The sequence below is a fragment of the Mesorhizobium sp. M1273 genome (assembly GCF_040318195.1).
Taxonomy (GTDB): Bacteria; Pseudomonadota; Alphaproteobacteria; order Rhizobiales; family Rhizobiaceae; genus Mesorhizobium.
In genome coordinates this window covers 167,302-191,670 of the sequence record NZ_JAMYLV010000002.1, presented here as the reverse complement: position 1 = coordinate 191,670, position 24,369 = coordinate 167,302, and the positions used below count along the sequence as shown (strand labels likewise).

Annotated in this window: 23 protein-coding genes and 1 tRNA gene; 18 read left to right on the top strand and 6 right to left on the bottom strand. The window is 61.1% G+C overall.

What is annotated here, in order from left to right:
* Nucleotides 1-17: 17 nt before the first annotated feature.
* Nucleotides 18-899, bottom strand: coding sequence for a 4-hydroxy-tetrahydrodipicolinate synthase (gene dapA, locus NKH30_RS03375; protein WP_352994206.1), 882 nt, complete (start codon nt 897-899; stop codon nt 18-20).
* A gap of 327 nt (nt 900-1,226) precedes the next feature.
* On the opposite strand from dapA, the gene NKH30_RS03370 reads away from it, so the two are divergent.
* Nucleotides 1,227-3,266: a lytic transglycosylase domain-containing protein gene (locus NKH30_RS03370; RefSeq protein ID WP_352994350.1), complete on the top strand. Its 2,040-nt coding sequence runs from the start codon at nt 1,227-1,229 to the stop codon at nt 3,264-3,266.
* A gap of 664 nt (nt 3,267-3,930) precedes the next feature.
* Nucleotides 3,931-4,818, top strand: coding sequence for an alpha/beta fold hydrolase (locus NKH30_RS03365; RefSeq protein ID WP_352979788.1), 888 nt, complete (start codon nt 3,931-3,933; stop codon nt 4,816-4,818).
* A gap of 313 nt (nt 4,819-5,131) precedes the next feature.
* Here NKH30_RS03365 and NKH30_RS03360 read toward each other — a convergent pair whose 3' ends face one another.
* Both NKH30_RS03360 and NKH30_RS03355 read right to left on the bottom strand, forming a co-directional pair.
* Nucleotides 5,132-6,190 carry a tyrosine-type recombinase/integrase gene (locus tag NKH30_RS03360; protein WP_353021512.1) on the bottom strand — a complete coding sequence of 353 codons (1,059 nt, stop codon included), beginning with the start codon at nt 6,188-6,190 and terminating at the stop codon, nt 5,132-5,134.
* A gap of 238 nt (nt 6,191-6,428) precedes the next feature.
* On the bottom strand, nt 6,429-7,619 hold the full coding sequence (locus NKH30_RS03355; protein WP_352471039.1) for a porin: 1,191 nt from the start codon (nt 7,617-7,619) through the stop codon (nt 6,429-6,431).
* A gap of 449 nt (nt 7,620-8,068) precedes the next feature.
* Between NKH30_RS03355 and NKH30_RS03350 the strand changes: the two genes are divergently transcribed.
* From NKH30_RS03350 to NKH30_RS03340, 3 genes are all read left to right on the top strand, one after another.
* Nucleotides 8,069-8,159: transfer RNA gene (locus tag NKH30_RS03350), tRNA-Ser, on the top strand.
* Nucleotides 8,160-8,220: 61 nt separating this feature from the next.
* Entirely contained in the window at nt 8,221-8,472 is a 252-nt protein-coding gene (locus tag NKH30_RS03345) for a GIY-YIG nuclease family protein (RefSeq protein ID WP_352471038.1), read from the top strand.
* 97 nt (nt 8,473-8,569) lie between these two features.
* Nucleotides 8,570-9,721 (top strand): porin, encoded by a 1,152-nt coding sequence (locus NKH30_RS03340; RefSeq protein WP_352471037.1) that lies wholly within the window; start codon nt 8,570-8,572, stop codon nt 9,719-9,721.
* Between the two features lie 263 nt (nt 9,722-9,984).
* Here the strand turns inward: NKH30_RS03340 and NKH30_RS03335 are convergent, their stop codons facing one another.
* Nucleotides 9,985-11,637: a tetratricopeptide repeat-containing sulfotransferase family protein gene (locus NKH30_RS03335; RefSeq protein ID WP_352471036.1), complete on the bottom strand. Its 1,653-nt coding sequence runs from the start codon at nt 11,635-11,637 to the stop codon at nt 9,985-9,987.
* Nucleotides 11,638-11,756: 119 nt separating this feature from the next.
* Here NKH30_RS03335 and NKH30_RS03330 point away from each other — a divergent pair, with 119 nt between their 5' ends.
* The 12 genes from NKH30_RS03330 to NKH30_RS03275 all read left to right on the top strand — a co-directional run bounded on the left by NKH30_RS03330 (nt 11,757) and on the right by NKH30_RS03275 (nt 21,674).
* Complete coding sequence (locus tag NKH30_RS03330; RefSeq protein WP_352471035.1) at nt 11,757-12,869, top strand: pyridoxal phosphate-dependent aminotransferase; 1,113 nt, start codon at nt 11,757-11,759, stop codon at nt 12,867-12,869.
* Between the two features lie 90 nt (nt 12,870-12,959).
* Complete coding sequence (locus tag NKH30_RS03325) at nt 12,960-13,238, top strand: acylphosphatase (RefSeq protein WP_352471034.1); 279 nt, start codon at nt 12,960-12,962, stop codon at nt 13,236-13,238.
* Nucleotides 13,239-13,383: 145 nt separating this feature from the next.
* Nucleotides 13,384-14,046, top strand: coding sequence for a TetR/AcrR family transcriptional regulator (locus NKH30_RS03320; RefSeq protein WP_352540763.1), 663 nt, complete (start codon nt 13,384-13,386; stop codon nt 14,044-14,046).
* 47 nt (nt 14,047-14,093) lie between these two features.
* Nucleotides 14,094-15,257, top strand: coding sequence for an isovaleryl-CoA dehydrogenase (locus NKH30_RS03315; protein WP_352471032.1), 1,164 nt, complete (start codon nt 14,094-14,096; stop codon nt 15,255-15,257).
* An 82-nt stretch (nt 15,258-15,339) separates the two neighbouring features.
* Complete coding sequence (locus NKH30_RS03310; protein ID WP_352471031.1) at nt 15,340-15,732, top strand: AbrB/MazE/SpoVT family DNA-binding domain-containing protein; 393 nt, start codon at nt 15,340-15,342, stop codon at nt 15,730-15,732.
* A complete protein-coding gene (locus NKH30_RS03305) occupies nt 15,729-16,112 on the top strand; it encodes a type II toxin-antitoxin system VapC family toxin (RefSeq protein WP_352471030.1) in 384 nt (127 codons plus the stop codon). The genes NKH30_RS03310 and NKH30_RS03305 overlap by 4 nt, the downstream gene beginning before the upstream one ends.
* 4 nt (nt 16,113-16,116) lie before the next feature.
* Nucleotides 16,117-17,724, top strand: a complete 1,608-nt coding sequence (locus tag NKH30_RS03300; protein ID WP_352471029.1) for a carboxyl transferase domain-containing protein — start codon at nt 16,117-16,119, stop codon at nt 17,722-17,724.
* Nucleotide 17,725: 1 nt separating this feature from the next.
* Nucleotides 17,726-18,256 carry an O-acetyl-ADP-ribose deacetylase gene (locus tag NKH30_RS03295; protein ID WP_352994202.1) on the top strand — a complete coding sequence of 177 codons (531 nt, stop codon included), beginning with the start codon at nt 17,726-17,728 and terminating at the stop codon, nt 18,254-18,256.
* Between the two features lie 115 nt (nt 18,257-18,371).
* Entirely contained in the window at nt 18,372-18,746 is a 375-nt protein-coding gene (locus NKH30_RS03290) for a hypothetical protein (protein ID WP_352994348.1), read from the top strand.
* 29 nt (nt 18,747-18,775) lie between these two features.
* A complete protein-coding gene (locus NKH30_RS03285; protein WP_245274740.1) occupies nt 18,776-19,156 on the top strand; it encodes a hypothetical protein in 381 nt (126 codons plus the stop codon).
* Between the two features lie 43 nt (nt 19,157-19,199).
* Nucleotides 19,200-19,574 (top strand): hypothetical protein, encoded by a 375-nt coding sequence (locus NKH30_RS03280; protein WP_023677798.1) that lies wholly within the window; start codon nt 19,200-19,202, stop codon nt 19,572-19,574.
* 111 nt (nt 19,575-19,685) lie between these two features.
* Nucleotides 19,686-21,674 (top strand): acetyl/propionyl/methylcrotonyl-CoA carboxylase subunit alpha, encoded by a 1,989-nt coding sequence (locus NKH30_RS03275; RefSeq protein ID WP_352471027.1) that lies wholly within the window; start codon nt 19,686-19,688, stop codon nt 21,672-21,674.
* Between the two features lie 99 nt (nt 21,675-21,773).
* Here the strand turns inward: NKH30_RS03275 and NKH30_RS03270 are convergent, their stop codons facing one another.
* Complete coding sequence (locus NKH30_RS03270; protein WP_352471026.1) at nt 21,774-22,895, bottom strand: branched-chain amino acid ABC transporter substrate-binding protein; 1,122 nt, start codon at nt 22,893-22,895, stop codon at nt 21,774-21,776.
* 390 nt (nt 22,896-23,285) lie between these two features.
* Nucleotides 23,286-23,552 carry an SEL1-like repeat protein gene (locus NKH30_RS03265; protein ID WP_010915070.1) on the bottom strand — a complete coding sequence of 89 codons (267 nt, stop codon included), beginning with the start codon at nt 23,550-23,552 and terminating at the stop codon, nt 23,286-23,288.
* Nucleotides 23,553-24,011: 459 nt separating this feature from the next.
* On the opposite strand from NKH30_RS03265, the gene NKH30_RS03260 reads away from it, so the two are divergent.
* Nucleotides 24,012-24,356, top strand: a complete 345-nt coding sequence (locus tag NKH30_RS03260; RefSeq protein WP_023677801.1) for a DUF2147 domain-containing protein — start codon at nt 24,012-24,014, stop codon at nt 24,354-24,356.
* Nucleotides 24,357-24,369 lie beyond the last annotated feature (13 nt).

Below are 24,369 nucleotides of genomic sequence, written 5' to 3'. Positions count from 1 at the left end.
GAGGTGGCGCCTCATCCTTAGTTTATCAAGCCGGCGTGCTTCATCGCCGCGTCGATCTTCTCGGCGGTCGACGGCTCGACCGTCATTAGCGGCGAGCGCAGCACGTTCTCGACCTTGCCCAGCTTCGACAGCGCATATTTCGCGCCGGAAACGCCGGGCTCCATGAAAATCGCCTTGTGCAGCGGCAACAGACGGTCCTGCAGGTCGAGCGCCTTAGCGCAATCACCGGAAAGCGTTGCCTCCTGGAATTCAGCGCAAAGCCTGGGGGCGACATTTGCCGTCACCGAAATACAGCCGACGCCGCCATGCGCGTTGAAGCCGAGCGCCGAGGCGTCTTCGCCGGAGAGCTGGATGAAATCCTTGCCGCAGGTGGCGCGCTGCTCCGAAACCCGCTCGACCTTGCCGGTGGCATCCTTGACGCCGACGATGTTCTTGAAGTCATGCACCAACTGGCCCATCGTCTCGGGGCTCATGTCGACCACCGAGCGCGGCGGAATGTTGTAGATGATGATCGGCAGGCTGGTTGCCTTGGCGACGGCGGCGAAATGCGCATAGAGGCCGCGCTGTGTCGGTCTGTTGTAATAGGGCGTGACGACAAGGGCCGCGTCGGCGCCCGCCTTCTCGGCATACTGGACTAGGCCGACCGCCTCTTCGGTGTTGTTGGAGCCGGCGCCGGCGACGACCGGAACCCGGCCCTTGGCGACCTCGATGCAAACCTTGACGACTTGGCGGTGCTCGTCATGCGACAGCGTCGGCGACTCGCCGGTGGTGCCGACCGGGACCACGCCCGTCGTGCCTTCGGCGATCTGCCAGGCGATGAACGCGCGAAAGGCTTTCTCGTCGAAACGGCCGCTCTTTTCGAACGGTGTGACGAGCGCGGTCAGCGAGCCTCTTAGCATGTCGTCCAACTCCTTGGGACTAGCGCATGACCCCGAAAATCGCAGTCGATTTCGGAAAGGGTTATGCGCCAAATTTAAATTGCTACAGCGTCCTTTGCGCGTCTGAGAAGACCCGCGGCGCTGTAGGTGTTTGTCGTGCGCGCCTTCTAGCCGAAAGCGAAGCGGCGCACCATAGTCTCGACATTGTTGCGCGGCAAGCATTGCGCCAGCAATTGCAATTCGAACGACCTCGATAAGGTTTTCTTTACGGGCCCTTCATCACAGACGAATAGGCTGCAGTTCATCTGTGCCAGTGGTAGCATCGAAGAATAGGAAATGACCAAATCCATGCCGACCAGGCGGCCTCATCTTTTCGCGCTTCTCGGCGCGATCGTTGTGCTTGTCCCCGGCGCGGCGATCGGCGGCAGCGTCGATGGGCAGGTCACGTCGGCGATCCCGATGACGGAGCGGCAGAACGATGCACTGCAGCAGTCCCCTTCGCCATCCGCCAGCGTCGCGGCGCTGAAGAGCGGTCTCGATGCGCTTGCGGCAAACGACATTCAGCGCGCGCGCCAGGTGCGCGAAGCGCTGCCGGCCAAATCGCTCGATCGGCACATCCTTGCCTGGGCGATTGCGCTCTATGGCGGCGACCAGGTGCCGAGCGGCGAAATCGCCGATGCCGCGAAGATGCTGCCGAACTGGCCGGGCACGATCGCCTTGCGCAAGAACAGCGAGCGCGCGCTCTATCGCGAGAACCCCGCGCCACAGGTCGTGGTGCGGGCGTTCGACGGCAGCCAGCCGCTGACCTTCGAGGGCGTGGTGATCCTTGCGCGCTCCTATGTAGCGCTAGGCAATACCAAGGCGGCGCGCTCGGTGCTGTCGCCATTCTGGCGCACCGAAAAGCTCGAAGCCGGGGACGAGGCGGCGGTCATCCGCGAGTTCGGCGCGCTGATCCCGGCCGCCGACCATCGCTTCCGCATGGAGCGCATGTTTTATGCCGATCGGGTCGCTTCGGCGCTGCGCGTCGCCGGTCTCGCCGGCGCCCAGCAATTGGCCGATGCCTGGGCGGCAGTCACCAAAGGCGACAAGAACGCGGCCAAGCTGCTGAAGGCGGTGCCGGCAGCGCAGCGGGCGGCCGGCTATCTGTTTGCCGAAGCCGAATATCTGCGCAAGCAACAGAAATTTTCCGATGCCGCCGCGCTGGTGCTGAAGGCGCCGGGCGACCGCGACGCTCAGGTCGATCCGGACGCCTGGTGGGTCGAACGCCGGGTGCTGTCGCGCGAGCTGGTCGACCAGGGCGACATGAAGACCGCCTACAGAATAGTCGCCGCGCATGCCGCCGAAAGTCCCGCCAATGCTGCCGAGGCGGAATTCCATGCAGGCTGGTACGCGCTGCGCGGCCTCAACGACCCGAGCACCGCCGCCAAGCATTTTGCGCAAATCGCGGAGCTCGCCCAAGGGCCGATGTCGCTGTCGCGCGCCTATTACTGGCTCGGCCGTGCCGCCGAGGTCGGCGGTCCCGGCAGTGCCAAGGATTATTTCAGCCGCGCCGCCAGCTACGGCACGACCTTTTACGGCCAGCTCGCCGGCGAGCGCGTCGGCCGGCAGACCCTCAACATCGTCTACCCCCAGCCAAGTGCCGCCGACCGCCGGAATTTTGCCACCCGCGAGGCGGTCAGCGCCATCGAGCGGCTGCAGCAGGCAGGCTACGACCGCTATGCCGAAACCCTCTACCGCGACCTTGCCGGGCAGCTGAACAGCCCCGGCGAACTGGCGCTGCTTGCGGTGTTGGCGGAAAGACAAGGCAACCATTTCATGGCGCTGAAGGTCGGCAAGATCGCCGGCGCCCGCGGCATCGACGTAGGCGCGCTGTCGCATCCGCTCGGCGTCATTCCCGACACCGCCAACGTCTCCGGCTCGGGCAAGGCGCTGGCCTATGCGATTGCCCGGCAGGAAAGCGAGTTCAACATCGGCGCCGTCTCCAGCGCCGGCGCGCGCGGATTGCTGCAGCTGATGCCAGGCACGGCCAAGCAATTGGCGAAGAAGGCCGGCATGACTTTCTCGCAGGCGCGGCTGACCACCGATGCCGGCTACAATGCAACGCTGGGCGCCGCCTTTCTGGGCGAGCAGCTCGGCCGTTTCGACGGCTCCTACGTGCTGACCTTCGCCGGCTACAATGCCGGCCCCGCCCGCGCCGCCCAGTGGGTGGCGAAATACGGCGACCCGCGCGGCGAGGACGTCGATGCAGTCGTCGACTGGATCGAGCGGATTCCCTATACGGAAACAAGAAGTTACGTTCAGCGCGTGATGGAGAATTATGAGGTCTACAAGATGCGTATCTCCGGCAAGTACGATATTGTCGGAGATCTGGTGAACGGCCGGGGGTGACGACCGGGCTTCAAACCAAGTCAGCTGCGATCCTTCGCGAATTTGTCGGTCACGGCGTATTTTGTTCTTGCTTTGTGCCGGCAGCTATGCTACTAATTTCGGTATGGTGCTAATTGGCTCCAACGACCCGCCCACCGAGGCGGTTTTTTTGTTTCTGGCTATGAAGGTTCCGGACGTGGAGTTGGCGGGACAGCGGTCCGCTCTGTCCTGCCCTCCTTGCCAATCACCAGACATCCCCCCAAGCGCAGGGCAATCGCATTTGGATTCTTACGAAGATGGACCCCCACCCTAACCCTCCCCACAAGGGGGAGGGAACGCTGCCGCATGCCCTTACTTCCCTTTTTGGCGCCGAAAGGCAGGCAATTTGCCGAGGTCAGTGCCAACGGAAGTCTCCCTCCCCCTTGTGGGGAGGGGTTAGGGGTGGGGGTCCGTCGTAGAGCGAAAGCCTCGACTTTCCATCTGCAATAGCCCTGCCCCCAAGTGGGAGATCGGCAGCTTCGGGGACAGTGCCTTTCTGCATCCTACGAAACCTGGCGAAAGCGACGATGGCAGCCAATCTTCCCGTTGAGGGACCTCCAACGCCGGCGCCTTCCCTATTTTGACCTTACCTGCCCCTCGCCTGTAGCAGTCGATGCGATCCGGCGGTGAGAGGAACGGAGTCTACATGCCAATCGAGCAGGGTTTTTCCGATTTCTTCTACGCCGCGCCGGACGGGCTGTGCCTGCACGCCCGCATCTACGGCGAAGCGAATTCCGGCGGTTGGCCAGTCGTTTGTCTGCCTGGCCTGACCCGCAATTGCCGTGATTTTCACGAGCTGGCGCTTTATCTGTCGACGCAGGCGAAGCGTAGGGTTGTCGCCTTCGATTATCGCGGGCGCGGGCAGTCCGCCTACGATGCCGATATCGGCCATTACAATATCGGCATCGAAGCGGGGGATATTCTCGCCGGGCTGGCTGCACTTGGCGTCGACGAGGCTGCCTTCATCGGCACCTCGCGCGGTGGACTGATCATCCATGTGCTCGGGGCGATGCGGCCGGCCGTGCTGAAGGCCATCGTCCTCAACGACATCGGCCCGGTGATCGACTCGCAAGGTCTCGCCCATATCCGCTCCTACCTCGACCCCGCGCCAAGGCCGAAGACGTACGCGGAGGTGGTCTGCGGCCTGCGCAGCACCCATGGCGCGGATTTTGCGGCGCTGACCGATGCGGATTGGGAGCGGATGGTATCAGCCCTCTACCGCGAGACCGAGGAGGGATTTCTGCCCGATTTCGATCCGAAACTGGTCGAGACACTGGCGGGGCTCGATCCCAGCCGGCCGCTGCCAGATCTGTGGCCACAGTTCGACGCACTGGCGGCCATCCCGATGCTCGTCATACGCGGCGCCAATTCGAAGTTGCTGTCCGCTGAAACGCTCGAGCAGATGCGGACGCGCCATACCGATATCGAGACGATCACCGCCGACGGCCAGGGGCATGCACCGTTTTTGGACTCCGGGATCCTGCCGAGCAGGATCGCTGGTTTTCTTGACCGGGCGGAGCAGCGGGGTGGTTAGAAGTAAAGCTCGACCGAGCGAAGTAATTCACGCGCAAGTTTTGCGTCGGTCAAAGCATTTCCGGCGGCCATTGACAGTTCCGTTGGAATTAGCGGTGAAATAATTTTATCGATGTCGGCGCTGCCCCTCATCCGCCTGCCGGCACCTTCTCCCCGTATGGCGACGGGGAGAAGGGAGGTATCTGCAACGCTGGGGATTAGCGAAATCTTTCGCAAGAGCGCCTTTCTCCCCGTCGCCATACGGGGAGAAATGCCCCGCAGGGCAATGAGGGGCAGCGCAACCCTGAGCGGGCTGATGTCTCACGTCAGATCCGTCAGGATTTGGCGCTTCTCTTTGCTGGCTTTGGGGCCTTGCTTGCGGCCGGCTCGCCTTTTGGCCCTCGCCTTGCCGGAGGTGGAGCAGACAAAGCGCTTGCGCCGCCACTGTCCGCGCCACTGCACCGCGGCGTCTCCAGCACAGTGACGCAGCCATCGAGGTCGTTGGTGGCCAGATGGGCGTAGCGCATGGTCATCGACAGCGTCTGGTGACCGAGCCACATCTGCACGCGCCTGATGTCGATGCCGCCCTGGACGAGACGCGAGGCGCAAGTATGGCGCAATATATGCGGCACGACCTGATCGTCGGCGCCAAGCCCGACTTCGGCCTTGGCATCGTTCCAGATGGCGCGAAACTGCGCCTGGCTGAGCTTGGTGAACGGGCCTTTGGGCCGGCGGCCCTCGGTGGCCGGCAGCTTGATCACCTCTTTTACCCGCTCGGTCATCGGAATGGTGCGGCTGCGGCCGGATTTGGTGATCCAGAAACTGACGCGGTGCTCCTGGATATCGTTCCAGATCAAACCCAGCGCTTCGCCGAGGCGGCAACCGGTGTCGACGAGAAAGACGGAAAGCCGATAAGCGTCCTCGCTGCGGCTCTTGATGGCAGCGAACAGCCGGGCCTCCTCGTCCCTTTCGAGGAAACGAATCCGTCCCGCCCGCTCCTTCTGGCGGCGGAACTCGGGCAGGCTGTGGATATCTCCCATCTTGTGAGCCTTGCGCAGCAGTTTGCTGAGGGCAGCCATCTTCCGGTTGATGGTTGCGTTGCTGTTGCCGCGCTGGCGCAAGGTGCCGATAAGATTGTCGAGGGTGCTTTGGTCAAAGGCGCTGAAACGCTCCCCAAGGAGGATCTCGTCTATTTCGCCGATGAAGGAGCTGACATTGTATTTATGCCGCCCGTCATCCCAAAGTATATCCCGGTATGCTGAAAAAAGTTCTCCGATCCTATGCGACTTTACTTCTCGTATCTTGTTGTAACTGTATTTTATCTTTGCAGTTTGAGAAGAAAACATCGAAAAATGATCAGAGGTTCCTCCCTCTTGAATCGCATCGTTCGTCATTATTCGCCACACCCCCGAGTGGATAGGCCTAGACCTACCTGCTTGGCGGTGCCCTTTCAAGAGTTTTAAGCGTTGCGGCCGATTTCATCCACCAGCGGCGGATCCCAACGACATCGTTCCACAACCCTGTTCAGCTACCGAACCCCCTTTTCCTTCTGTTTGCCACCAGTCGCGAAAACAAAAACAGCCCGGGCGTTAAGGCGCCCGGGCTGGATTTCACTTGCCTTAAGTCCAGCCCTTAGAACGAGCGCTGGAAGCGGAGGAAGCCGCCAACGGCGTTTTTCTTGTCGCCCGGGATGCCGGTCCAGTTGTATTCATAACCGGGCAGCGAGTCGCTATCGATGTGGTGGCTGTTATGAGCCCAGTCCACTTCGGCCGTGATCGTCATGCCGGGAACGATGTCGTAGGCGATATTGGCCGCGACGCCAGCTTCCTTGGCTTCGTCATACGACGCCTGGAGATTGAACGAGGTCTTCTCGTTGATGGTGTAGGTGCCACCACCCCAGACTGCCCAGTTACCGCCCCACTGCTTGTAGAAGTTGCGCGGGAGATTGTCGTCAGAGCCGTAGCCGGCCATCAAGAACAGCGACAGGTTCTGCATCGGCGTCACGTCGAGGCGAACCTTGCCGGCCCATTCTTCCAGGCTGCTGTCATAGGCAACAACACCGCTGATGGATCCCCAGCCCTGCGTGTACTTCACGCCGCCGACGACATACGGGACGTAGCTGTCGATCGAGTCGTGACCGAGATTGAGGACAAGTGGAGGCCCAACGTCAGCAACGACAAAGCCTTCACCGGTTTCCAACGAAACCACCGCCGAGAAGCCGTTTCCGGCATCGAAGTAATACTGGACGACGTTGGTGTCGAAGCCGCCGTAGGGAACGATCGTATCCTGGATGACGTTGCCGGCGTAGCCGGTGAACGTATTGAAGGCTGTTTCGTCCTTACCAACGCGGAGACCACCAAGCTGGATCCAGGCGAAGTTCAGCGAAACGCCTCTGCTGCCAAAGTTGGAAAAGGCGGTGTCGTCATAGTGACCCGTTCCCCAGTTGAAGCGGGTCTCGGTGTAGGTCTTCAAGGTGCCCATCTCGGTTTCCTGGCCGGTGTAGGTCCTCAACGTGAAGCGAGCCTGCTTGTAATAGCCGTCGTTGACGTTGTCTTCACCATCCAAGGCATCCGACAGGTCCTGGTACCTGGCGCCGTCGAACGAGCCAGCCTGGCCCACGGAGATGTCATAGCGGACATAGCCGCCGATGCGCAGGCAGATTTCGGTGCCGGGGATGTAGTAGTAGCCAGCGCCGTAGACGTCGCAGATCTTGACGTATTCAGCGGGTTCCGGCTCGGCGACGACGACGGCGTCGGCGGCGCGCGCACCGGAAACTGCGATCAGTGCCGCAGCGGAGCCGAGAAGAAGGCTCTTGATGTTCATTTTCTGACCTCCAGTCAAAAGTTAAAAAACGGGTCTGGGTATTCTTTGCTGAAGGACAGCGTTCCCTGCCCCATCCCCACTACCGAAAAAGATGCGCACCGCGCCGCTCCTTCAAACCCGACATTACCCATGAGACGGCGGCGTTCAACCACGATCGTACCGGCAAAAGGTTTGTGTTGGCGCTATACCCCGGCGTTGTTGCACAAATGACACGATTTGGCCTCACTCCGAAAGCTCCCGTTAACCAACGGCCCTTCGCAAGCCGTTGCAAACCGCGGATTCCGGCGATGGTCGGCCCGAAATGTGACCATGGCCCGAGTCGCGAACCAGGGAATTGCCGTAGAATCGCCACATCGCCGCGCGGCGCTTTGGCGAAGGGTCGATTTTTCAAGGATAATAGCGTCAGCTTGTTGATTGTGCCGGCGCTTTTCTTTATCCACCGGCGCAACGGAGAGGTGGCCGAGTGGTCGAAGGCGCTCCCCTGCTAAGGGAGTAGAGGTCAAAAGCTTCTCGTGGGTTCGAATCCCATCCTCTCCGCCACCCGAAGGCGCATTTTGGGCGTAGGGTGTCGCCCGAAGCTACGAAGTAGCGCAGGGGGACCATGTGGTACGTCTATTTTCTGCAACTCGGTAACGGCGATGTCTATGTCGGATCGACCAACGATCTTCGACGCCGTTTTGATTCGCACCGATCAGGCTATGTGACTTCGACCAAGGCCTATCTGCCTGTAACTTTGAAGTCCTACGTCGGGGTTGAAACCGAGGCCAACGCACGGCAACTCGAGCGATATTTCAAGACCGGTTCTGGCAAGGCCTTTGCGAGTAAACGTTTTTGGCCGACACGGCCTCATTGACGGCCTTAGGACCTATCTATTTGAAATATAAATAAAAACAAACCCAACGAGCTGCTTTTCGCCGACCTCCGTCCCGATTCTGACTGGAGGTCAGAAAATGAACATCAAGAGCCTTCTTCTCGGCTCCGCTGCGGCACTGATCGCAGTTTCCGGTGCGCGCGCCGCCGATGCCGTCGTCGTCGCCGAGCCGGAACCCGCTGAATACGTCAAGATCTGTGACGTCTACGGCGCTGGTTACTTCTACATCCCCGGCACCGAAACCTGTCTGCGTATCGGCGGCTATGTTCGCTATGACATCGGCATCGGTGACGTCGGCTCATTCGACGGTGCAAAGACTACCGATCAGCAGGACGGCGACTCTCAGGATACCTACTACAAGCACGCCCGCTTCACGCTGAAGACCTGGACCGGTCAGGAAACCGAGCTCGGTACCTTGAAGACCTACACCGAGACCCGCTTCAACTGGGGTAACCACAACGATTATCTTGATGACAACTTCAATGGCGGTACGAGCGTTTCGCTGAACTTTGCCTGGGTCCAGCTCGGTGGTTTGCGCGTCGGTAAGGACGAATCGGCCTTCGACACCTTCATCGGCTACGCCGGCAACGTCATCCAGGATACGCTGGTCCCCTACGGCGGCTTCGACACCAACGTCGTCCAGTATTACTTCGATGCCGGAAACGGCTTCTCGGCCGTGGCTTCGTTGGAAACCGGTTCGGGCAGTGCCGCTGCGGATCCTGGCATTTTCCAAGACAGCAACAGCGGCAATGATTCCATCGACAGCTATGTCCCGTATGTCGTCGGCGGCATCAAATACACGCAGGGCTGGGGCTCGATCACCGGTGTCGCCGCCTATGACAGCACCTGGGAAGAGTGGGCCGGCAAGGTTCGCGTCGACGTTACGCCGATACAGAACCTGACACTGTTCATCATGGCCGGCTACGGCTCTGACGACAACATCGACCGCAACTTCTACAAGCAGTGGGGCGGCAACTGGGCAGTCTGGGGTGGTGGCACCTACACCATCAACGAGAAGACCTCGTTCAATCTCCAGGCCTCGGCTGACGATGACAAAAACTACGGCGTCGCCGCGAACATTGCCTACGATATCGTTCCCGGTCTCACGATCACTGCCGAAGTCGATTGGGCCCGCGACGGCCAGTTTGACAAAGCCTACGATCGCAACTGGACCAATGCCGACGACAAGGACAGCGTCGGCGGGATGCTCCGCTTCCAGCGCTCATTCTAGCAGTCCGAGCTAGTTTGAGATTGAACCCGGCGGGCAACCGCCGGGTTTTTCATATCGGCGCGAGGCAGCTGTCAACTCTCGATGCATAATGCAGGCTGCTGCTGAGCAGCCGATCGCAGGGCTGGTCGAATGCAATGCTCGCTCCGCACGCTTGTTCGTGCAAAAGAAAAACTTGGGCCGATCTGAAGAGCTGGCCTACCGGATCAATGTATCTCGACAGCAAGTCACGATCGACCTCGGCCGATCGGGCGCATCCTACTTGTTCAAATTTCAGCCAGATCGCCCAAGGCGTCAATCAGCGGCTGAATTGCGCTCTCATACTTTTTCCAGCGCTTGACCGATGATGCATAGATCGGCTGCCGCACCTGCCAGCGGCTGGGGGTATTGACCGACCCGCTCGTCTCGAAAAAGCGCAAGCAGGCATCGTCCCAGGTCAATCCAAGATGATCGATGAGACGGCGGGATTGTGCTTCTTGATCGACAACCAGCGTCTCGTAGCGACTTTCGAAGATACGTCGCGGAAAAATCTTATTCCAATGTCGCATCAGGCGATCATATTCACGGTAGTACAGCCCGAGAGTCTTAAGATCGGCGTTGTAGCCATGCTCCTTGTTGAACCTCAAGACGAAGCAGGAGACGCAATTGTCGATGGCATCGCGCCGGCAATGAATGATGCGTGCGTTGGGAAAGAGAATTCCGATCAAGCCGATAACCTCGAAATTATGAGGCATCTTGTCGACGATGCGTAACGCGCCAGGCGCGTGTTGACGCAGATAGGACAGGTATTCTTCGGCCAGCGCCCTAGACTGGTCCCTCGTCATTGACATGATCGAACTGCGCAAGGCCTCATCCGACTGCGTTCCGAAACCCATCAAGCCCGCCATTCGCCGTAGTTTAGAAAGCTCCCCGGCGCCATGGACATCCGGATGGCTCGCGCAGATTTGCTCCGTCAGCGTCGTCCCCGACCGGGGCATGCCCAGCACAAACACAGGCACTTCGGACGGACTGCCGTGGCCAGCCTTGGCTTCCAACAGTGACGGGCTGAATATCTCGATCATGGAATCGATGCTGCGCCGGAAGGACTCCAGATCGAAACCATGGCCAGCGGCCTTTTTTGCCTTCTGGAAGTGATCCATCGCCTCTTCATAACGCTGAAGATCGTTCAGCACTTTGCCTGCGGCGTGATGGAGCTGCGATGCAACATCCGGGTCAAGCTTGGGATTGGAGAGTTCGCTCAGGATAAAGTCGAGCTCGGCAGGTTTTTCGGTGAACTTGCGCGTGTCGACCAGGCTATTGTAGGCCTCTCCAACATCGACGCGACGTTCGATTGCCTGCTTCAGATACGCTCCGGCTTCGTCCATGCGACCGACGCTGGTGAGTGCACCAGCCAGACCTGTCCGGACCATGGGATGATCGCTGTTGATCTTTAGCGCCTTCTCGTAAAGGGGCAAAGCCATCTCGGCCTTGTCGAAGTTGACGTAGGCACGCGCCAGTCCGCAAAGCGCTTCCACCAGATCGGGCTTCAATTCACAGGCGCGCTGCAGGTGTTTGATAGCAAGCAAGCTGTCGCCGAGCTTTAGACCGATCTCTCCCAGGCTGAGGTGGAAATAAGGATTTTGAGGCGCCTGGCTTGCTGCCCGCGCAAAATATTGGAGAGCCAACTCATCGTCGACACCGAGCCCCAACGTGCCGAGTATATAGAGCGAAAGCGGGTGGTTGGGCGTGCGGGCGAGAACGCGATGGCATAATTCCTCCGCCTCCGGGAGCCGCTTGGCTTGCTGAAGTTCGAGCGCCTGTCGCAGCAGCATGTCGTCAGCTTGCGCGCGCGACGGCGGTTTCACTTTCGGCGGTTGCACGTTCGGCGCCGAACGGGACTTTATGTGCTTGGACCAAGCGGGTGGCAGTCGGTTGCTCATCATGTCTCGCTAGCAAAATGATCCGGGAGAATCCAGCCTGACGTTCCCGCCTGCCGCGGAACTTGCGCAGGCCAAGCCGGCAGGCTAGCAAGAAGGCCCCCTTTCGAACGAGCCCTATCATGCGCCTGCGCCCTCCCCTTACGCCGCTCATCGACGCGCTTCCCTCCACGGTGCCGTTTGTCGGCCCGGAGGCGCAGGAGCGTGATCGCGGCCGCGCCTTTCGCGCCCGCATCGGCGCCAATGAGAGCAGTTTTGGCCCTTCCCCGCGCGTCATTGCCCGCATGGCTGAGATTGCCGGCGACATGTGGATGTATTGCGACCCTGACAATCACGATTTGAAGGTAGCTGCCGCCGGGCATCTCGGCGTCGGCGCCGAAAACGTCGTCATCGGCGAAGGCATAGACGGGCTGCTCAGCCTGGTGGCGCGCATGTATGTGGCGCCCGGCGACGCGGTGGTGACCTCGCGCGGCGCCTATCCGACCTTCAACTTTCATGTTGCCGGCGTCGGCGGCCGGCTGGTCGCAGTGCCCTACGAGAACGATCGGGAAAACCTCGACGGCCTGCTGGCGGCAGTGGCCAAGGAAAAGGCGCCACTGGTCTACCTGTCCAATCCGGACAATCCGATGGGCAGTTGGTGGGAAGCCGCCGAGCTCAGCCGCTTCATCGAAGCCTTGCCGGAGACCACGATGCTGGTACTCGACGAAGCCTATGGCGAATTAGGGCCAGCCTCAGCGCTGCCGCCGATCGATATGGCGCGCCCGAACGTCATCCGCATGCGCACCTTCTCCAAGGCCTATGGGCTGGCCGGCATACGCTGCGGCTATGCGGTGGCCGAGGCCCAGGTGATTCGGGACTTCGAGAAGATCCGCAACCACTATGGCGTCAGCCGCATGGCGCAGATCGCCGGTGTCGAGGCGCTTGCCGATCAGGCCTGGCTGGAGAGCGTGGTGGCGCGGGTCGCCGCCGGCCGTCGACGCATTGCCGCAATAGCCGAAGCGAACGGGCTGAAGTCGCTGGCTTCGGCCACAAATTTCGTCACCATCGACTGCGGCCGCGACGGCGCTTTCGCACTGAAAGTGCTGCAGGCGCTGTTGTCACGCGACGTCTTCATCCGCAAGCCGATGGTGCCGGTTCTCGACCGCTGCATCCGGGTCAGTGTCGGCCTCGACCACGAACTCGACATCTTTGCCGAGGAACTGCCTGGCGCGCTGGCGGCAGCGCGGGGGAACTGAAGAGCCTTCGCCCTATGTGGCTGACCGGCGGCAACGCGGTTGAATTTGCACGGCGATGCGCCAGACTCGACTCAGAGGATGGAGAGCGTGATGACCGACCGGACTGTGCAGGTACGCATTTACGGCAAGGTGCAAGGCGTCAGCTACCGGGTCTGGGCGCGGCGCGAGGCGTCGGCGCTTGGCCTTGCCGGGTGGGTGCGCAACGAAGTTGACGGCTCGGTGACAGCCTTGATTGCAGGGACCGATGCGGCGGTCTCGACAATGATCGAACGGCTTCGGCAAGGGCCCCCAGAGGCAGCGGTTTCGAAGGTCGATGTCGAGGAGATCGAGGCTCGCGACATGTCGGCCGATTTCAGGATTGTTGCCTAGCAAGGCATGGTCCTGCTCATTCGCTTCCATCGCACAAAGTTCTCGAGGGTGCAGATAGAGCAAATCTGAAGCCATTGCCCTGCCCGGACGCGCCTCTTGAATTAATTGAACGTTTGTTTTATTTTCCGCGAAAAGGCGGCTTGTCATGGCGCGTACGACCGGTTCCGACGGAGAGAAGACCGAAGCTGCGGTCCGCGAGGCGGCAGTCAGCCTGATTGCGCGTCTCGGCTACGAGGCGATGTCGATGCGCCAGTTGGCGGCCGAGGTCGGCGTCCAGGCAGCGGCGCTGTACCGCTACTTCCCGACCAAGCAGGACCTTCTGTTCATGCTGATGCGTGAGCATATGGAAGGCTTGATCGAGGCGTGGCGCGCAACACGCCCTGTCGGCGCTGATCCGGCAGCGCGGCTTGCCGCTTATGTCGAAAACCACATCGCTTTCCATATCGAACGCCGCCACTCCACCCATGTCTCGAACATGGAGCTGCGCAGCCTGTCGCATGAAAAACTCACGCAGATCCTGCGCATGCGCACGGCCTACGAGAAGGAGCTGCGCGCCATCCTGCGCGACGGCGTCGAAGCGGGGTTATTCAGCATCGAAGACACCGGGCTCACCGCCATGGCGCTGATCCAGATGATGACCGGCGTCATCGTCTGGTTCCGGCCGGGCGAGCGGCTGTCGATCGCCGAAGTCACCGCTACATATCTGGCAATGACAATGCGCCTTGTTGGAGCAAAGAGCGATGGCGCGTCAACGAGCTACGACGCCGCGCCTCTATTCGGGCGCGCAAAGGACGCTCTAGCAACTTGATTTCGCGCATGATCCCGATTTCGGGATCGTGCGCCGGGAGGAACGGCATGTACATGCATACGCTCAACTTCGGGCTTGACGAAGACATCGAGGCGCTGCGCGACCTGGTGCGGCGCTTCGCCCAGGAAAAGATCGCACCGATCGCCGCCGAAATCGACCGCTCGAACGAATTCCCGGCACATCTGTGGGCCGAACTCGGCGGGCTCGGCCTGCTCGGCATCACCGCCGATCCCGATTTCGGCGGCACCGGCATGGGCTACCTTGCCCATGTCGTGGCGATGGAGGAGATTTCGCGCGCCTCGGCCTCGGTCGGCCTCTCCTACGGCGCCCATTCCAACCTCTGCGTCAACCAGATCAACCGCTGGGCGACGCAGGCGCAGAAGGAAAAGTATCTGCCATCGCTCTGCAGCGGCGAAAAGGTCGGCGCACTGGCGATGTCGGAATCGGGTGCCGGCTCCGATGTCGTGTCGCTGCGCCTGCGCGCCGAAAAGCGCAACGACCGCTATGTGCTCAACGGCACCAAGATGTGGATCACCAACGGGCCGGATGCCGAGACGCTGGTCGTCTACGCCAAGACCGATCCGGAACTCAATTCGCGCGGCATCACCGCCTTCATCGTCGAAAAAGCCTTTGCCGGTTTTTCGGTGGCGCAAAAGCTCGACAAGCTCGGCATGCGCGGCTCGAACACCGGCGAGCTGGTGTTCGAGGATGTCGAAGTGCCGTTCGACAATGTGCTGCACGAGGAAGGGCGCGGCGTCGAGGTGCTGATGTCGGGCCTCGACTACGAACGCGCCGTGCTGGCCGGCGGGCCGGTCGGGCTGATGGCGGCCTGCCTCGACGTGGCGATCCCTTACGTGCATGAACGCAGGCAGTTCGGTCAGCCGATCGGCGAATTCCAGCTGGTGCAAGGCAAGCTCGCCGACATGTATGCGACGATGAACGCGGCGCGCGCCTACGTCTATGCCGTGGCCGCCTCTTGCGATCGCGGTGAGACGGCCCGCAAGGATGCTGCCGGCTGTATTCTCTTCGCCGCCGAAAAGGCAACGCTGATGGCGCTCGACGCCATCCAGCTTTTGGGCGGCAACGGCTACATCAATGACTACCCGACCGGCCGGCTTTTGCGCGACGCCAAGCTTTATGAGATCGGCGCCGGCACCAGCGAAATCCGTCGCTGGCTGATCGGACGAGAAATCATGTCGGAGAGCGCCTGATGGCATTCTTTTGCGCTTTTGCCAGAAGCCGCACGATGTGGCATACTTCGGGCAATGTGCCACAATGCAGGCGAGGCGGACCATGGCGGGCAGAACGGGAAAGTCCGGCTTTGACGAAGATCCGCAAGCACGGTTCGATGCCGGCGCTCGCCAACCACAGCTTCGTGCTCCGGCGAAACGCGAGCGTGTCAAGCTTGGCGAGGGCGGGCGCTTCGTCATTCCTGCCGCGATGCGCGAAGAGATGGGCGTGAAGCCGGGCGAGGACATGATCCTTCATGTCGAAAACGGCGAGCTGCGGGTAAGATCGTGGCTGCAGAATCTGCGACGCGTCCAGGCCGAATTGTCAGCGTTGAAACAGCCCGGTGAAAGCGTCGTCGACGAATTTCTGAAAGAGCGACGGGAAGAGCAGCGTCGAAGCGACAAGCGTCTCGACCGGCTTCACGCCGAAGGGACAACGGGAAAGCGGACGAAATGAAGCCCTACGTCATGGACAGTTCGGCGGCGCTCGCAATCCTGCTCAACGAGAAAGGCACCGACAATGCTTTGGGGTTCGCGCCGGACGCACAATGCAGTTCAGTCAATGCGGCCGAAATCATCGCCAAGCTGATCGACAAGGGACGCAGCATGGAACAGGCCGCGGACGACCTCGCCAGTCTCGGCATGCCGATCGCCGTTTTCGACGACGCGATGGGCATCGCCGCCGGGCAGCTTCGCCAATTGACGCGGCATCGCCGCTTGTCGCTGGGCGATCGGGCTTGCCTGGCGCTGGCAATTCGCGAGAATGCCATTGCCGTCACCGCTGATCGCGATTGGGGCGACCTCGATGTCGGCTGCAAGATCGAGCTGATCCGGTAGCGCCATGGCCCCCCTCACCTCGCAGATGTCGCCCGCCTCCGATATTTTCCGCGCCAATGCCGAGCGCATGCGGGCGCTGGTCGCCGATATTGCTGAAAAAGCCGCCGCCATCGAGCGCGGTGGCTCGGAAGAGGCGCGTGAGCGGCACGTCTCCCGCGGCAAGCTCCTGCCGCGGCAACGCCTAGCCCAATTGCTCGATACAGGTTCGCCCTTCCTCGAAATCGGCCAGTTCGCGGCATGGTCGATGTATGGCGAGGACATCCCTTCGGCCGGCCTCATCGCCGGCATCGGCCGCGTCGAAGGCACCGAAGTGATGGTCGTCGTCAATGACGCCACGGTGAAGGGCGGTACCTATTATCCACTGACGGTGAAGAAGCATCTGCGTGCACAGGAGATCGCATTGCAGAACAATCTGCCTTGCGTCTATCTGGTCGACAGCGGCGGCGCCAATCTGCCCAACCAGGACGAGGTGTTTCCCGACCGCGATCATTTCGGCCGCATCTTCTACAACCAGGCCAACATGTCGGCCGCCGGCATTCCGCAGATCGCCTGCGTCATGGGTTCGTGCACGGCCGGCGGCGCCTATGTGCCTGCGATGTCGGACGAGACAATCATGGTGCGCAACCAGGCGACCATCTTTCTCGGCGGGCCGCCGCTGGTGAAGGCGGCCACCGGCGAGGACGTCACCGCCGAGGACCTCGGTGGCGCCGACGTGCACACAAGGCTTTCCGGCGTTGCCGACCACTATGCGCTCGACGACGAGCATGCGCTGGCCATATGCCGGCGTATCGTCAAAAACCTGAATCGGAACAAGACTGTAAGCCTTGCCTTACAGAAATCGATTCCGCCGCTTCACGATCCACATGAACTCTACGGCATCGTGCCGACGGATCTGCGCCAGCCCTACGACGTGCGCGAGGTAATCGCCCGCACCGTCGACGGCTCCGAGTTCGATGAGTTCAAGCAGAATTATGGCACCACGCTGGTCACCGGTTTCGCCCATCTCAGCGGCATGCCGGTCGGCATCGTCGCCAACAATGGCGTGCTGTTTTCGGAAAGCGCGCTGAAGGGCGCGCACTTCATCGAGCTGTGCTGCCAGCGCAAGATCCCGCTGATTTTCCTGCAGAACATCACCGGCTTCATGGTCGGGCGAAAATACGAGGCCGGCGGCATCGCCAAGGACGGCGCCAAGCTGGTCATGGCGGTCGCAACGGCCAAGGTGCCGAAGGTGACCGTGATCATCGGCGGCTCGTTCGGTGCCGGCAATTACGGCATGTGCGGACGCGCCTATTCGCCACGCTTCCTGTGGATGTGGCCGAATGCCCGCATTTCGGTGATGGGCGGCGAGCAGGCGGCAACGGTGCTGGCCGTGGTCAAGCGCGAAGGCATCGAGCGCAAGGGCGGGGAATGGAGCGCTGAGGAGGAAGCGAAATTCAAGAAGCCGATCCTGATGAAGTACGAGCACGAGGGACACCCGCTCTATTCGTCGGCAAGGCTCTGGGACGACGGCATCATCGACCCGGCCAAGACCCGCGAGGTGCTGGCGCTCAGCCTTTCGGCCGCGCTCAACGCCGAGATCGAGGAGACAAAATTCGGCGTGTTCAGGATGTGAGATGAGCGAAATCGGCCAGAGGATTCGCATTCAAACCGGCGACATCACGAAGCTGGCGGTCGATGCCATCGTCAACGCCGCCAATACCTCTCCTCTCGGAGGCGGCGGCGTCGATGGCGCTATCCACCGCGCGGCCGGCCCCGAGCTTGTGGCAGAATGCCGGACCTTGCATGGCTGCAAGGTCGGAGACGCAAAAATCACCAAGGGCTACAGGCTGCCCGCGCGCTACGTCATTCATACGGTCGGGCCGGTCTGGCAAGGTGGCAGCAAAGGAGAAGCCGAACTGCTCGCCTCCTGCTATCGCCGGTCGCTCGAAATCGCCGCCGCAAAGGACTGCCGGACGGTGGCGTTTCCTGCGATCTCGACCGGGGCCTACCGCTATCCGAAGGATCAGGCGACGCAAATTGCTGTCGGGACCGTGAGCGCCTTCATCGGCCAGAACATCGCTCCGGAAACCGTCATTTTCTGCTGCTTCGACGAGCCGACGGCCGAATTGTATCAGCGGGTCGTCGCTGCACTCGGCAGGGTGTGACCCTGCGCGGGAGACAACCCACCACATCTCCAGACTATTTTTTGCTTCTCGATCTGGCCAGACGAAAGAATCACGGCTATTGATCATCGCAAATACCAATGGGGATTGGGCGAAGATGAGGCGGCGGGTTTTTCAGAGAACAACTGCGCATATACTTGCGGCGTTGCTTATATTAGCGACGCCTGGCATCAATGCAGCGGAGTCGCTGGCGGGAAGCAAGGGCGAGACCCGTTTCTATCCCTATTTGCCGCAGAGCCCGAAGGATCCGTGTACCAGGGCCTACAAGGCCTATGTAGCGGCCGGCGGCCATTCAGCCTATGCAACCACTCCGTATTCCCGGGTGCGTTTTCTGTACATCATCTGCGGCTCGCGCTTGAATGCACCGTCACAGCAAGCTGCCGAAGAATTGGCGTTGAAATCCTGTCAGGCCGCCCGCAACAGTTACAGAGTTACAACAGGCGGCGGCTGCGAAATCGCTGCCTCCAAGTAGGCGAATATATTTCAGTGTTTGGGGTTCAAATGGGTTTGGCAATGAAATCTTTATCAATCAAGCGAGCAACCATGTCGGTACTTGCACTGCTTGTGGCCTCTGCACCGAATGTCGGCGCCGCCGAATCGCTGGCGGGAAGCAAGGGCGACAGCCGCTTTCCGGTCTATTTTGCACCGGGTACAATCGGAGGCTGCGGCAAGAATTACAAGGACTATGTGGCGGCTGGCGGTCACTCGGCCTATGCGATGACGCCATTCAACTGGGCAACCGAATTCACTATTTGCGGTGCTTATCTGAATGCAACATCCCAGAAGGCTGCGGAGGCGCTGGCGTTGAAATCCTGCCAGTCCGCGCGCAGCAAGTACAAGGTCACGACTGCAGGGGCCTGCGCCATAGCTGCCTCCAAATAGACCGACACCCGTCGGCCTTCGACGTATTCAATGGGTGGGAAAAATGAAATCTATAAGCGTCAAACAAGCAGTCTTCTCGCTGATAACCGGGTTGCTTCTAATCTCGAGCCCCAATGTCGGCGCGGCGGAATCGCTGGCTGGAAGCAAGGGCGACGTCCGCTTCTACCCGTATTTTCCGGCGACCGCGGATCGGCCATGCACCAAGGCATATAAGGCCTATGTGGCGGCCAGCGGCCATTCAGCTTATGCGACCACTCCGTATTCCCGGGTGCGTTCGTTGTACATCCTGTGCGGCTCGCGCTTGAATGCGCCCTCGCAAAAGGCTGCCGAGGATATGGCGATGAAATCCTGCCAGGTCACCCGCGACCGTTACAGGGTCACGACCGGGGGAGCTTGCGAAATCGCGGCCTCAAAGTAGGCAGGCCTCGCTTGCCTACCCTTTGACCGCCAGACTACAAAGCAGGGCATTGCCGCAGTTCGCGTGACGAGAATTCGCGCCGTTGGCGGCAGCTCTGCCTGTGGAGGCCCGATGTTCGCCAAGATCCTGATCGCCAACCGTGGCGAGATCGCCTGCCGGGTGATCCGCTCGGCACGCAGGATGGGTGTGCGCAGCATCGCCGTCTATTCCGACGCCGACGCTCACGCCCTGCATGTCGAAATGGCCGACGAAGCGGTGCATATCGGCGCCTCTCCCGCCAACGAAAGCTATCTGCGCGGCGACAAGATCATCGCGGCGGCCTTGGCCACAGGTGCCGCGGCCATCCATCCGGGCTACGGCTTTCTTTCGGAAAACCCCGATTTCGTCGACCAGGTGGTCGCGGCGGGGCTGATCTTCATTGGCCCGTCGGCGGCCTCGATCCGTGCCATGGGACTGAAGGACGCGGCCAAGCGGCTGATGGAAAACGCCGGCGTGCCTGTCGTTCCGGGCTATCACGGCGAAGCGCAGGAGATCGTGTTGCTCGCCTCCAAGGCGCGCGAGATAGGCTACCCCGTACTGATCAAGGCGCGCGCCGGCGGCGGCGGCAAAGGCATGCGGCGCGTCGAGCATCCCGATGAGTTTTCGGAAGCACTGTCGGGCGCGCGGCGCGAGGCGAAAGCCGCGTTCGGTGACGACCGCGTCTTGGTGGAAAAATATGTCGACAAGCCTCGCCACATCGAAGTGCAGGTGTTTGGTGACAATTTCGGCAACGCCGTGCATCTTCACGAACGTGACTGCTCGGCACAGCGCCGCCACCAGAAGGTGATCGAGGAGGCGCCTGCCCCGGGCATGACGCCGGCACTGCGCAAGGCGATGACCGAGGCGGCGGTGAAAGCCGCCAAGGCAATCCACTATTCCGGCGCCGGTACCATCGAGTTCATCGTCGATGCCTCGCAAGGTCTGAAGGCCGACCGTTTCTGGTTCATGGAAATGAACACCCGCCTGCAGGTCGAGCACCCCGTCACCGAAATGGTCACCGGCATCGACCTGGTCGAGTGGCAGTTGCGGGTAGCCTCCGGCGAAAAACTGCCGAAGACGCAGAGCGAGATCGCGCTCTCCGGCCACGCCTTCGAGGCGCGCATCTATGCCGAGGACGCGGCAAGAGGGTTTTTGCCGGCGACCGGCACCTTGCACCATCTGAAATTTCCGCAGCCGGCACCGGAGGGTGCGACCATGCGCGTCGAAACCGGTGTGCGCGCTGGCGATGCGATTTCGCCGTTTTACGATCCGATGATCGCCAAGCTGGTCATCCACGGCAAGGACAGACGGGCGGCGCTCACGGCACTTGGCGCAGCGCTGTCGCAGACCGAAATCGCCGGCTCGACGGTCAACACTGCCTTTCTTGCCGCGCTGGCCGCTGATGCGGATTTTGCGGCGGGCGATGTCGATACCGGCTTGATCGCCAGGCATCAGCAGGCGTTGACGGCGGTTCCGCCGCCGAGCGGTGAGACGATTGCCGCCGCGGCACTTGCCGCGTCCGGTGCGCGCGACTTGCCGTCCTCGGACGATCCCTGGTCGTCACTGGCCGGCTATGCGCATTTCCACGCTGTAGCGCGGAGCACCCTGCTGAAGTTTGGCGAGCAGGAGATCGGCGCGCGCGTGTCGGTGCGGCCGGACGGGCGGTTCGAGGTGGCGCTGGATGCGCCCTATGACAGCGTCAATTCGCGGGATCTCCGCGCGGCGCCTCGCCTCGCCCGCTGGCCGGGCCACGTCACGGTCTTCGATGGCGCCATCGGCTACGGTTTTGCCGTGCCGGATCCGCTGGCCCGAGCCGACGAAGCCGCCGCCGCTTCCGTCAGCCTGCGCGCTCCAATGCCCGGCCTGGTCAAATTGGTGCGTGCAGCCAAAGGCGAGTCCGTGATCAAGGGCCAGCCGCTGCTGATCCTGGAGGCGATGAAGATGGAGCACACCATTGCCGCGCCCCATGACGGGGTTATCGCCGAGATTGCTGCCGAAGGCGCGCAGGTAACCGACGGCACCGTGCTGGTTCGCTTTGTCGAGGAACCTCAGTTGACTGCTGTTTCCCTATCCACGAAGTGATCTCGAACGCGTGACAAAGGCGTCGCCAAAAACAATATGGCCGGGTTTGACCCCCGGCCATGTTCGATTACAGCAGCGCGTCTTGCGGCGCCGCGGCCATCACGGTTGGATCGGCGCGTATTTGCCGTCATGCCACTGGTTGATGTCGTAGCTCGCGTTCTTGAGGTCGCCCTTCTCGTCGAAGGTGACCGAGCCGACAACCGTGCTGATCGGCTGGCCGTTCTTTAACGCTTCGGCGACTTTTGCCGGATCGTCGCTGCCGGCGCGTTTGATGCCTTCGGCGAAGGCCTGGATCACCGCATAGGAAAACAGCGTGAAGCCCTCAGGCACGAAGCCGCCGGCCTTGATCTTGGCGATGGCCTCCTTGGCTTCGGGCTTCGCCTGCGGATTCGATGGGAAGACGAACATGGTGCCTTCGCCGGCCGGACCGGCAACCTGCCAGAATTCCGGCGAAGCGATCGAGTCCGGCATGATCAACTGGAACTTGAGGTTCTGCTCCGCCGACTGGCGCAGGATCAGGCCGGCTTCGGGGTGATAGCCGCCGAAATAGACGACGTCGGCTTTCAGCTCCTTGAGCTTGGTAACAAGAGCGGAATAGTCCTTCTCGCCAGCGTTGATGCCCTCGTAGAGGATTTCATTGAGACCGTTCTGGTTCATCGTTGCCTTCACGGCATCGGCCACTCCCTGCCCATAGGCGCTCTTGTCGTGCAGGATGACGACTTTCTTGCCGGCATATTTCTTGGCGATCCAGGGACCGATGAAAGCGCCCTGCGCATCGTCGCGCGTATAGAGGCGCATGATCGTCGGCCAGCCGGCTTTCGCCGCTGCGTCGGTCAACACCGGGTTCGAGGAAGCCGGACTCATCATCAGCGCACCGGCTTCGGCGTAGACAGCGGAGGCCGGGATGCTGGAGCCCGAGCAGGCGTGGCCATCGATGAACTTGACACCGTTGGCGATGATGCGGTTGGCGACCGAAACCGCCTGCTTCGGATCGCACTGGTCATCCTCGATGTCGAGCTTGATCTGGCGGCCGTCGACGCCGCCCGCCGCGTTGATCGCGTCGGCGGCGGCTTGCGCGCCTTGCTTAAACTGATCGCCGATGTTGGCAAGCTGACCGGTCATCGGTCCGACCACCGAAAAGGTGATGTCATCGGCGAAGGCGACCGGCGCGGTCATCATCAGGCCAAATATGGCTGCGCTGAAAATACTGAATTTCTTCATGGTGACACAACTCCTCCACTCTCGCGCGACCGTCCCGGCCGCGCCTCTTCCAGAATGGCGGGAGAATTTCATCCTTCACCGGAGCTGTCTAGACGCATCGTCGGCGCTCGATTGGGCCTGTAATGCGCTGTCCCAAAGACAAAGCCGCGCCAGCCTTGTTCCGGCCGGTCGCAGCTTTTCTCATCGAGCTTCCCGAGGTATCCCCACCGGGATCTGCTCGCCTTCCCTGTTTGTACGGTTTATGGCGCGGCTCGTCCGCCGTGTTCTTGATCTTGTTGGCCCGGCCGTCTTGCGCGGCCTTGATTTTTCGGGCCCGGCCCTCTGCGCGGCCTTGACCCGAAGCGTCCCTGTCGTGAGGTCAGTACCCTTGTGAAGTCGATGCCGGCGAATTCAGTGCATCGTCATCCATTCGCGAGCTTCGCGCAGCGCCTTGGCGATCTCGACCTTCGACATGGCGGCGGACAATTCGGAGCGCAGTTCCGCGGCGCGGGCCGAACCCTTGATCGCGGCGATGTTGAACCATTTGTGGGCGGCGACGACGTCGGTCTCGCAATCGCGACCAGTCGCATACATCATGCCCAACTCGAAAAGAATATCGGCCTGGGCGGTTGCCCCCATGGCGCCGAAGCCGGCTTCAAGCATTTCAAAACGTGCCATTTCAAATCCCCTGTTCTGGCTCCCGAGAGCTGTCTCCGTATGTCCCTCGGTGTCCTTGATTACCGTCGGGGGCGGCCGCTCTTTCGATGCTTTCGAGAATGCCCCGGAGGCTTGAATCCGTCGTTAAATGGCGTGCTTAATTTGAGGAAAACAAAGCTAAAACAAGAGGTAAACGCGAAAATTCGTTAAGGATACAAATCCAGCAATCGCGCCGGTTTGCACAAGATTTGAAGAAAACTTGCGAGGCGCGGATCAAGACTCCGCTAACCACAGAAGACAAAGACGTGTGCGGCCTGTTTCATTTTTCGCCGGCGCGGCCGATCGGGAGCGGGCAAAAACCCGCAACCCTTCCGTCGCGGCACCGCTTTTGTTTTTCCGGGAGCTGGACTAGCTTACGTTTGCGTAAGGGGCAGACACCCGGGACGGAGCCCGATTGGACTTACCTGAGGGAGGAAAGACATGTTTCGACAAGTGAGCCTGGCCCTCGCGGCCGCAATAATGATGACCGGCGCGGCGTGGGCCGATCCGATCGAAGGCAATTGGAAAACGCAAGCCGGATCGACTGCCGCCATTTCGGGTGGCGGCGGGGCATTTTCGATTACGCTCAAATCCGGCAAATTTGCCGGCAAGAACATCGGTTCACTGAAGGTTGCCGGCGACAACAAATATGCCGGCACCATAACCGACCCGGAAACCGACAAGACCTATTCGGGCAAGGCTTCGCTTTCCGGCAGTTCTCTCAAGATGAGCGGCTGCGTGCTCGGCGGGCTGATCTGCAAGAGCCAGACCTGGCACAAGCTCTGATCGTGCCCTTCCT

What these genes read in the sequence shown, in the direction of transcription:
- dapA (WP_352994206.1), bottom strand. Translation starts at nt 899, where the DNA reads ATGCTAAGAGGCTCGCTGACCGCGCTCGTCACACCGTTCGAAAAGAGC.
- NKH30_RS03370 (WP_352994350.1), top strand. Translation starts at nt 1,227, where the DNA reads ATGCCGACCAGGCGGCCTCATCTTTTCGCGCTTCTCGGCGCGATCGTT.
- NKH30_RS03365 (WP_352979788.1), top strand. Translation starts at nt 3,931, where the DNA reads ATGCCAATCGAGCAGGGTTTTTCCGATTTCTTCTACGCCGCGCCGGAC.
- NKH30_RS03360 (WP_353021512.1), bottom strand. Translation starts at nt 6,190, where the DNA reads ATGACGAACGATGCGATTCAAGAGGGAGGAACCTCTGATCATTTTTCG.
- NKH30_RS03355 (WP_352471039.1), bottom strand. Translation starts at nt 7,619, where the DNA reads ATGAACATCAAGAGCCTTCTTCTCGGCTCCGCTGCGGCACTGATCGCA.
- NKH30_RS03345 (WP_352471038.1), top strand. Translation starts at nt 8,221, where the DNA reads ATGTGGTACGTCTATTTTCTGCAACTCGGTAACGGCGATGTCTATGTC.
- NKH30_RS03340 (WP_352471037.1), top strand. Translation starts at nt 8,570, where the DNA reads ATGAACATCAAGAGCCTTCTTCTCGGCTCCGCTGCGGCACTGATCGCA.
- NKH30_RS03335 (WP_352471036.1), bottom strand. Translation starts at nt 11,637, where the DNA reads ATGAGCAACCGACTGCCACCCGCTTGGTCCAAGCACATAAAGTCCCGT.
- NKH30_RS03330 (WP_352471035.1), top strand. Translation starts at nt 11,757, where the DNA reads ATGCGCCTGCGCCCTCCCCTTACGCCGCTCATCGACGCGCTTCCCTCC.
- NKH30_RS03325 (WP_352471034.1), top strand. Translation starts at nt 12,960, where the DNA reads ATGACCGACCGGACTGTGCAGGTACGCATTTACGGCAAGGTGCAAGGC.
- NKH30_RS03320 (WP_352540763.1), top strand. Translation starts at nt 13,384, where the DNA reads ATGGCGCGTACGACCGGTTCCGACGGAGAGAAGACCGAAGCTGCGGTC.
- NKH30_RS03315 (WP_352471032.1), top strand. Translation starts at nt 14,094, where the DNA reads ATGTACATGCATACGCTCAACTTCGGGCTTGACGAAGACATCGAGGCG.
- NKH30_RS03310 (WP_352471031.1), top strand. Translation starts at nt 15,340, where the DNA reads ATGGCGGGCAGAACGGGAAAGTCCGGCTTTGACGAAGATCCGCAAGCA.
- NKH30_RS03305 (WP_352471030.1), top strand. Translation starts at nt 15,729, where the DNA reads ATGAAGCCCTACGTCATGGACAGTTCGGCGGCGCTCGCAATCCTGCTC.
- NKH30_RS03300 (WP_352471029.1), top strand. Translation starts at nt 16,117, where the DNA reads ATGGCCCCCCTCACCTCGCAGATGTCGCCCGCCTCCGATATTTTCCGC.
- NKH30_RS03295 (WP_352994202.1), top strand. Translation starts at nt 17,726, where the DNA reads ATGAGCGAAATCGGCCAGAGGATTCGCATTCAAACCGGCGACATCACG.
- NKH30_RS03290 (WP_352994348.1), top strand. Translation starts at nt 18,372, where the DNA reads ATGAGGCGGCGGGTTTTTCAGAGAACAACTGCGCATATACTTGCGGCG.
- NKH30_RS03285 (WP_245274740.1), top strand. Translation starts at nt 18,776, where the DNA reads ATGGGTTTGGCAATGAAATCTTTATCAATCAAGCGAGCAACCATGTCG.
- NKH30_RS03280 (WP_023677798.1), top strand. Translation starts at nt 19,200, where the DNA reads ATGAAATCTATAAGCGTCAAACAAGCAGTCTTCTCGCTGATAACCGGG.
- NKH30_RS03275 (WP_352471027.1), top strand. Translation starts at nt 19,686, where the DNA reads ATGTTCGCCAAGATCCTGATCGCCAACCGTGGCGAGATCGCCTGCCGG.
- NKH30_RS03270 (WP_352471026.1), bottom strand. Translation starts at nt 22,895, where the DNA reads ATGAAGAAATTCAGTATTTTCAGCGCAGCCATATTTGGCCTGATGATG.
- NKH30_RS03265 (WP_010915070.1), bottom strand. Translation starts at nt 23,552, where the DNA reads ATGGCACGTTTTGAAATGCTTGAAGCCGGCTTCGGCGCCATGGGGGCA.
- NKH30_RS03260 (WP_023677801.1), top strand. Translation starts at nt 24,012, where the DNA reads ATGTTTCGACAAGTGAGCCTGGCCCTCGCGGCCGCAATAATGATGACC.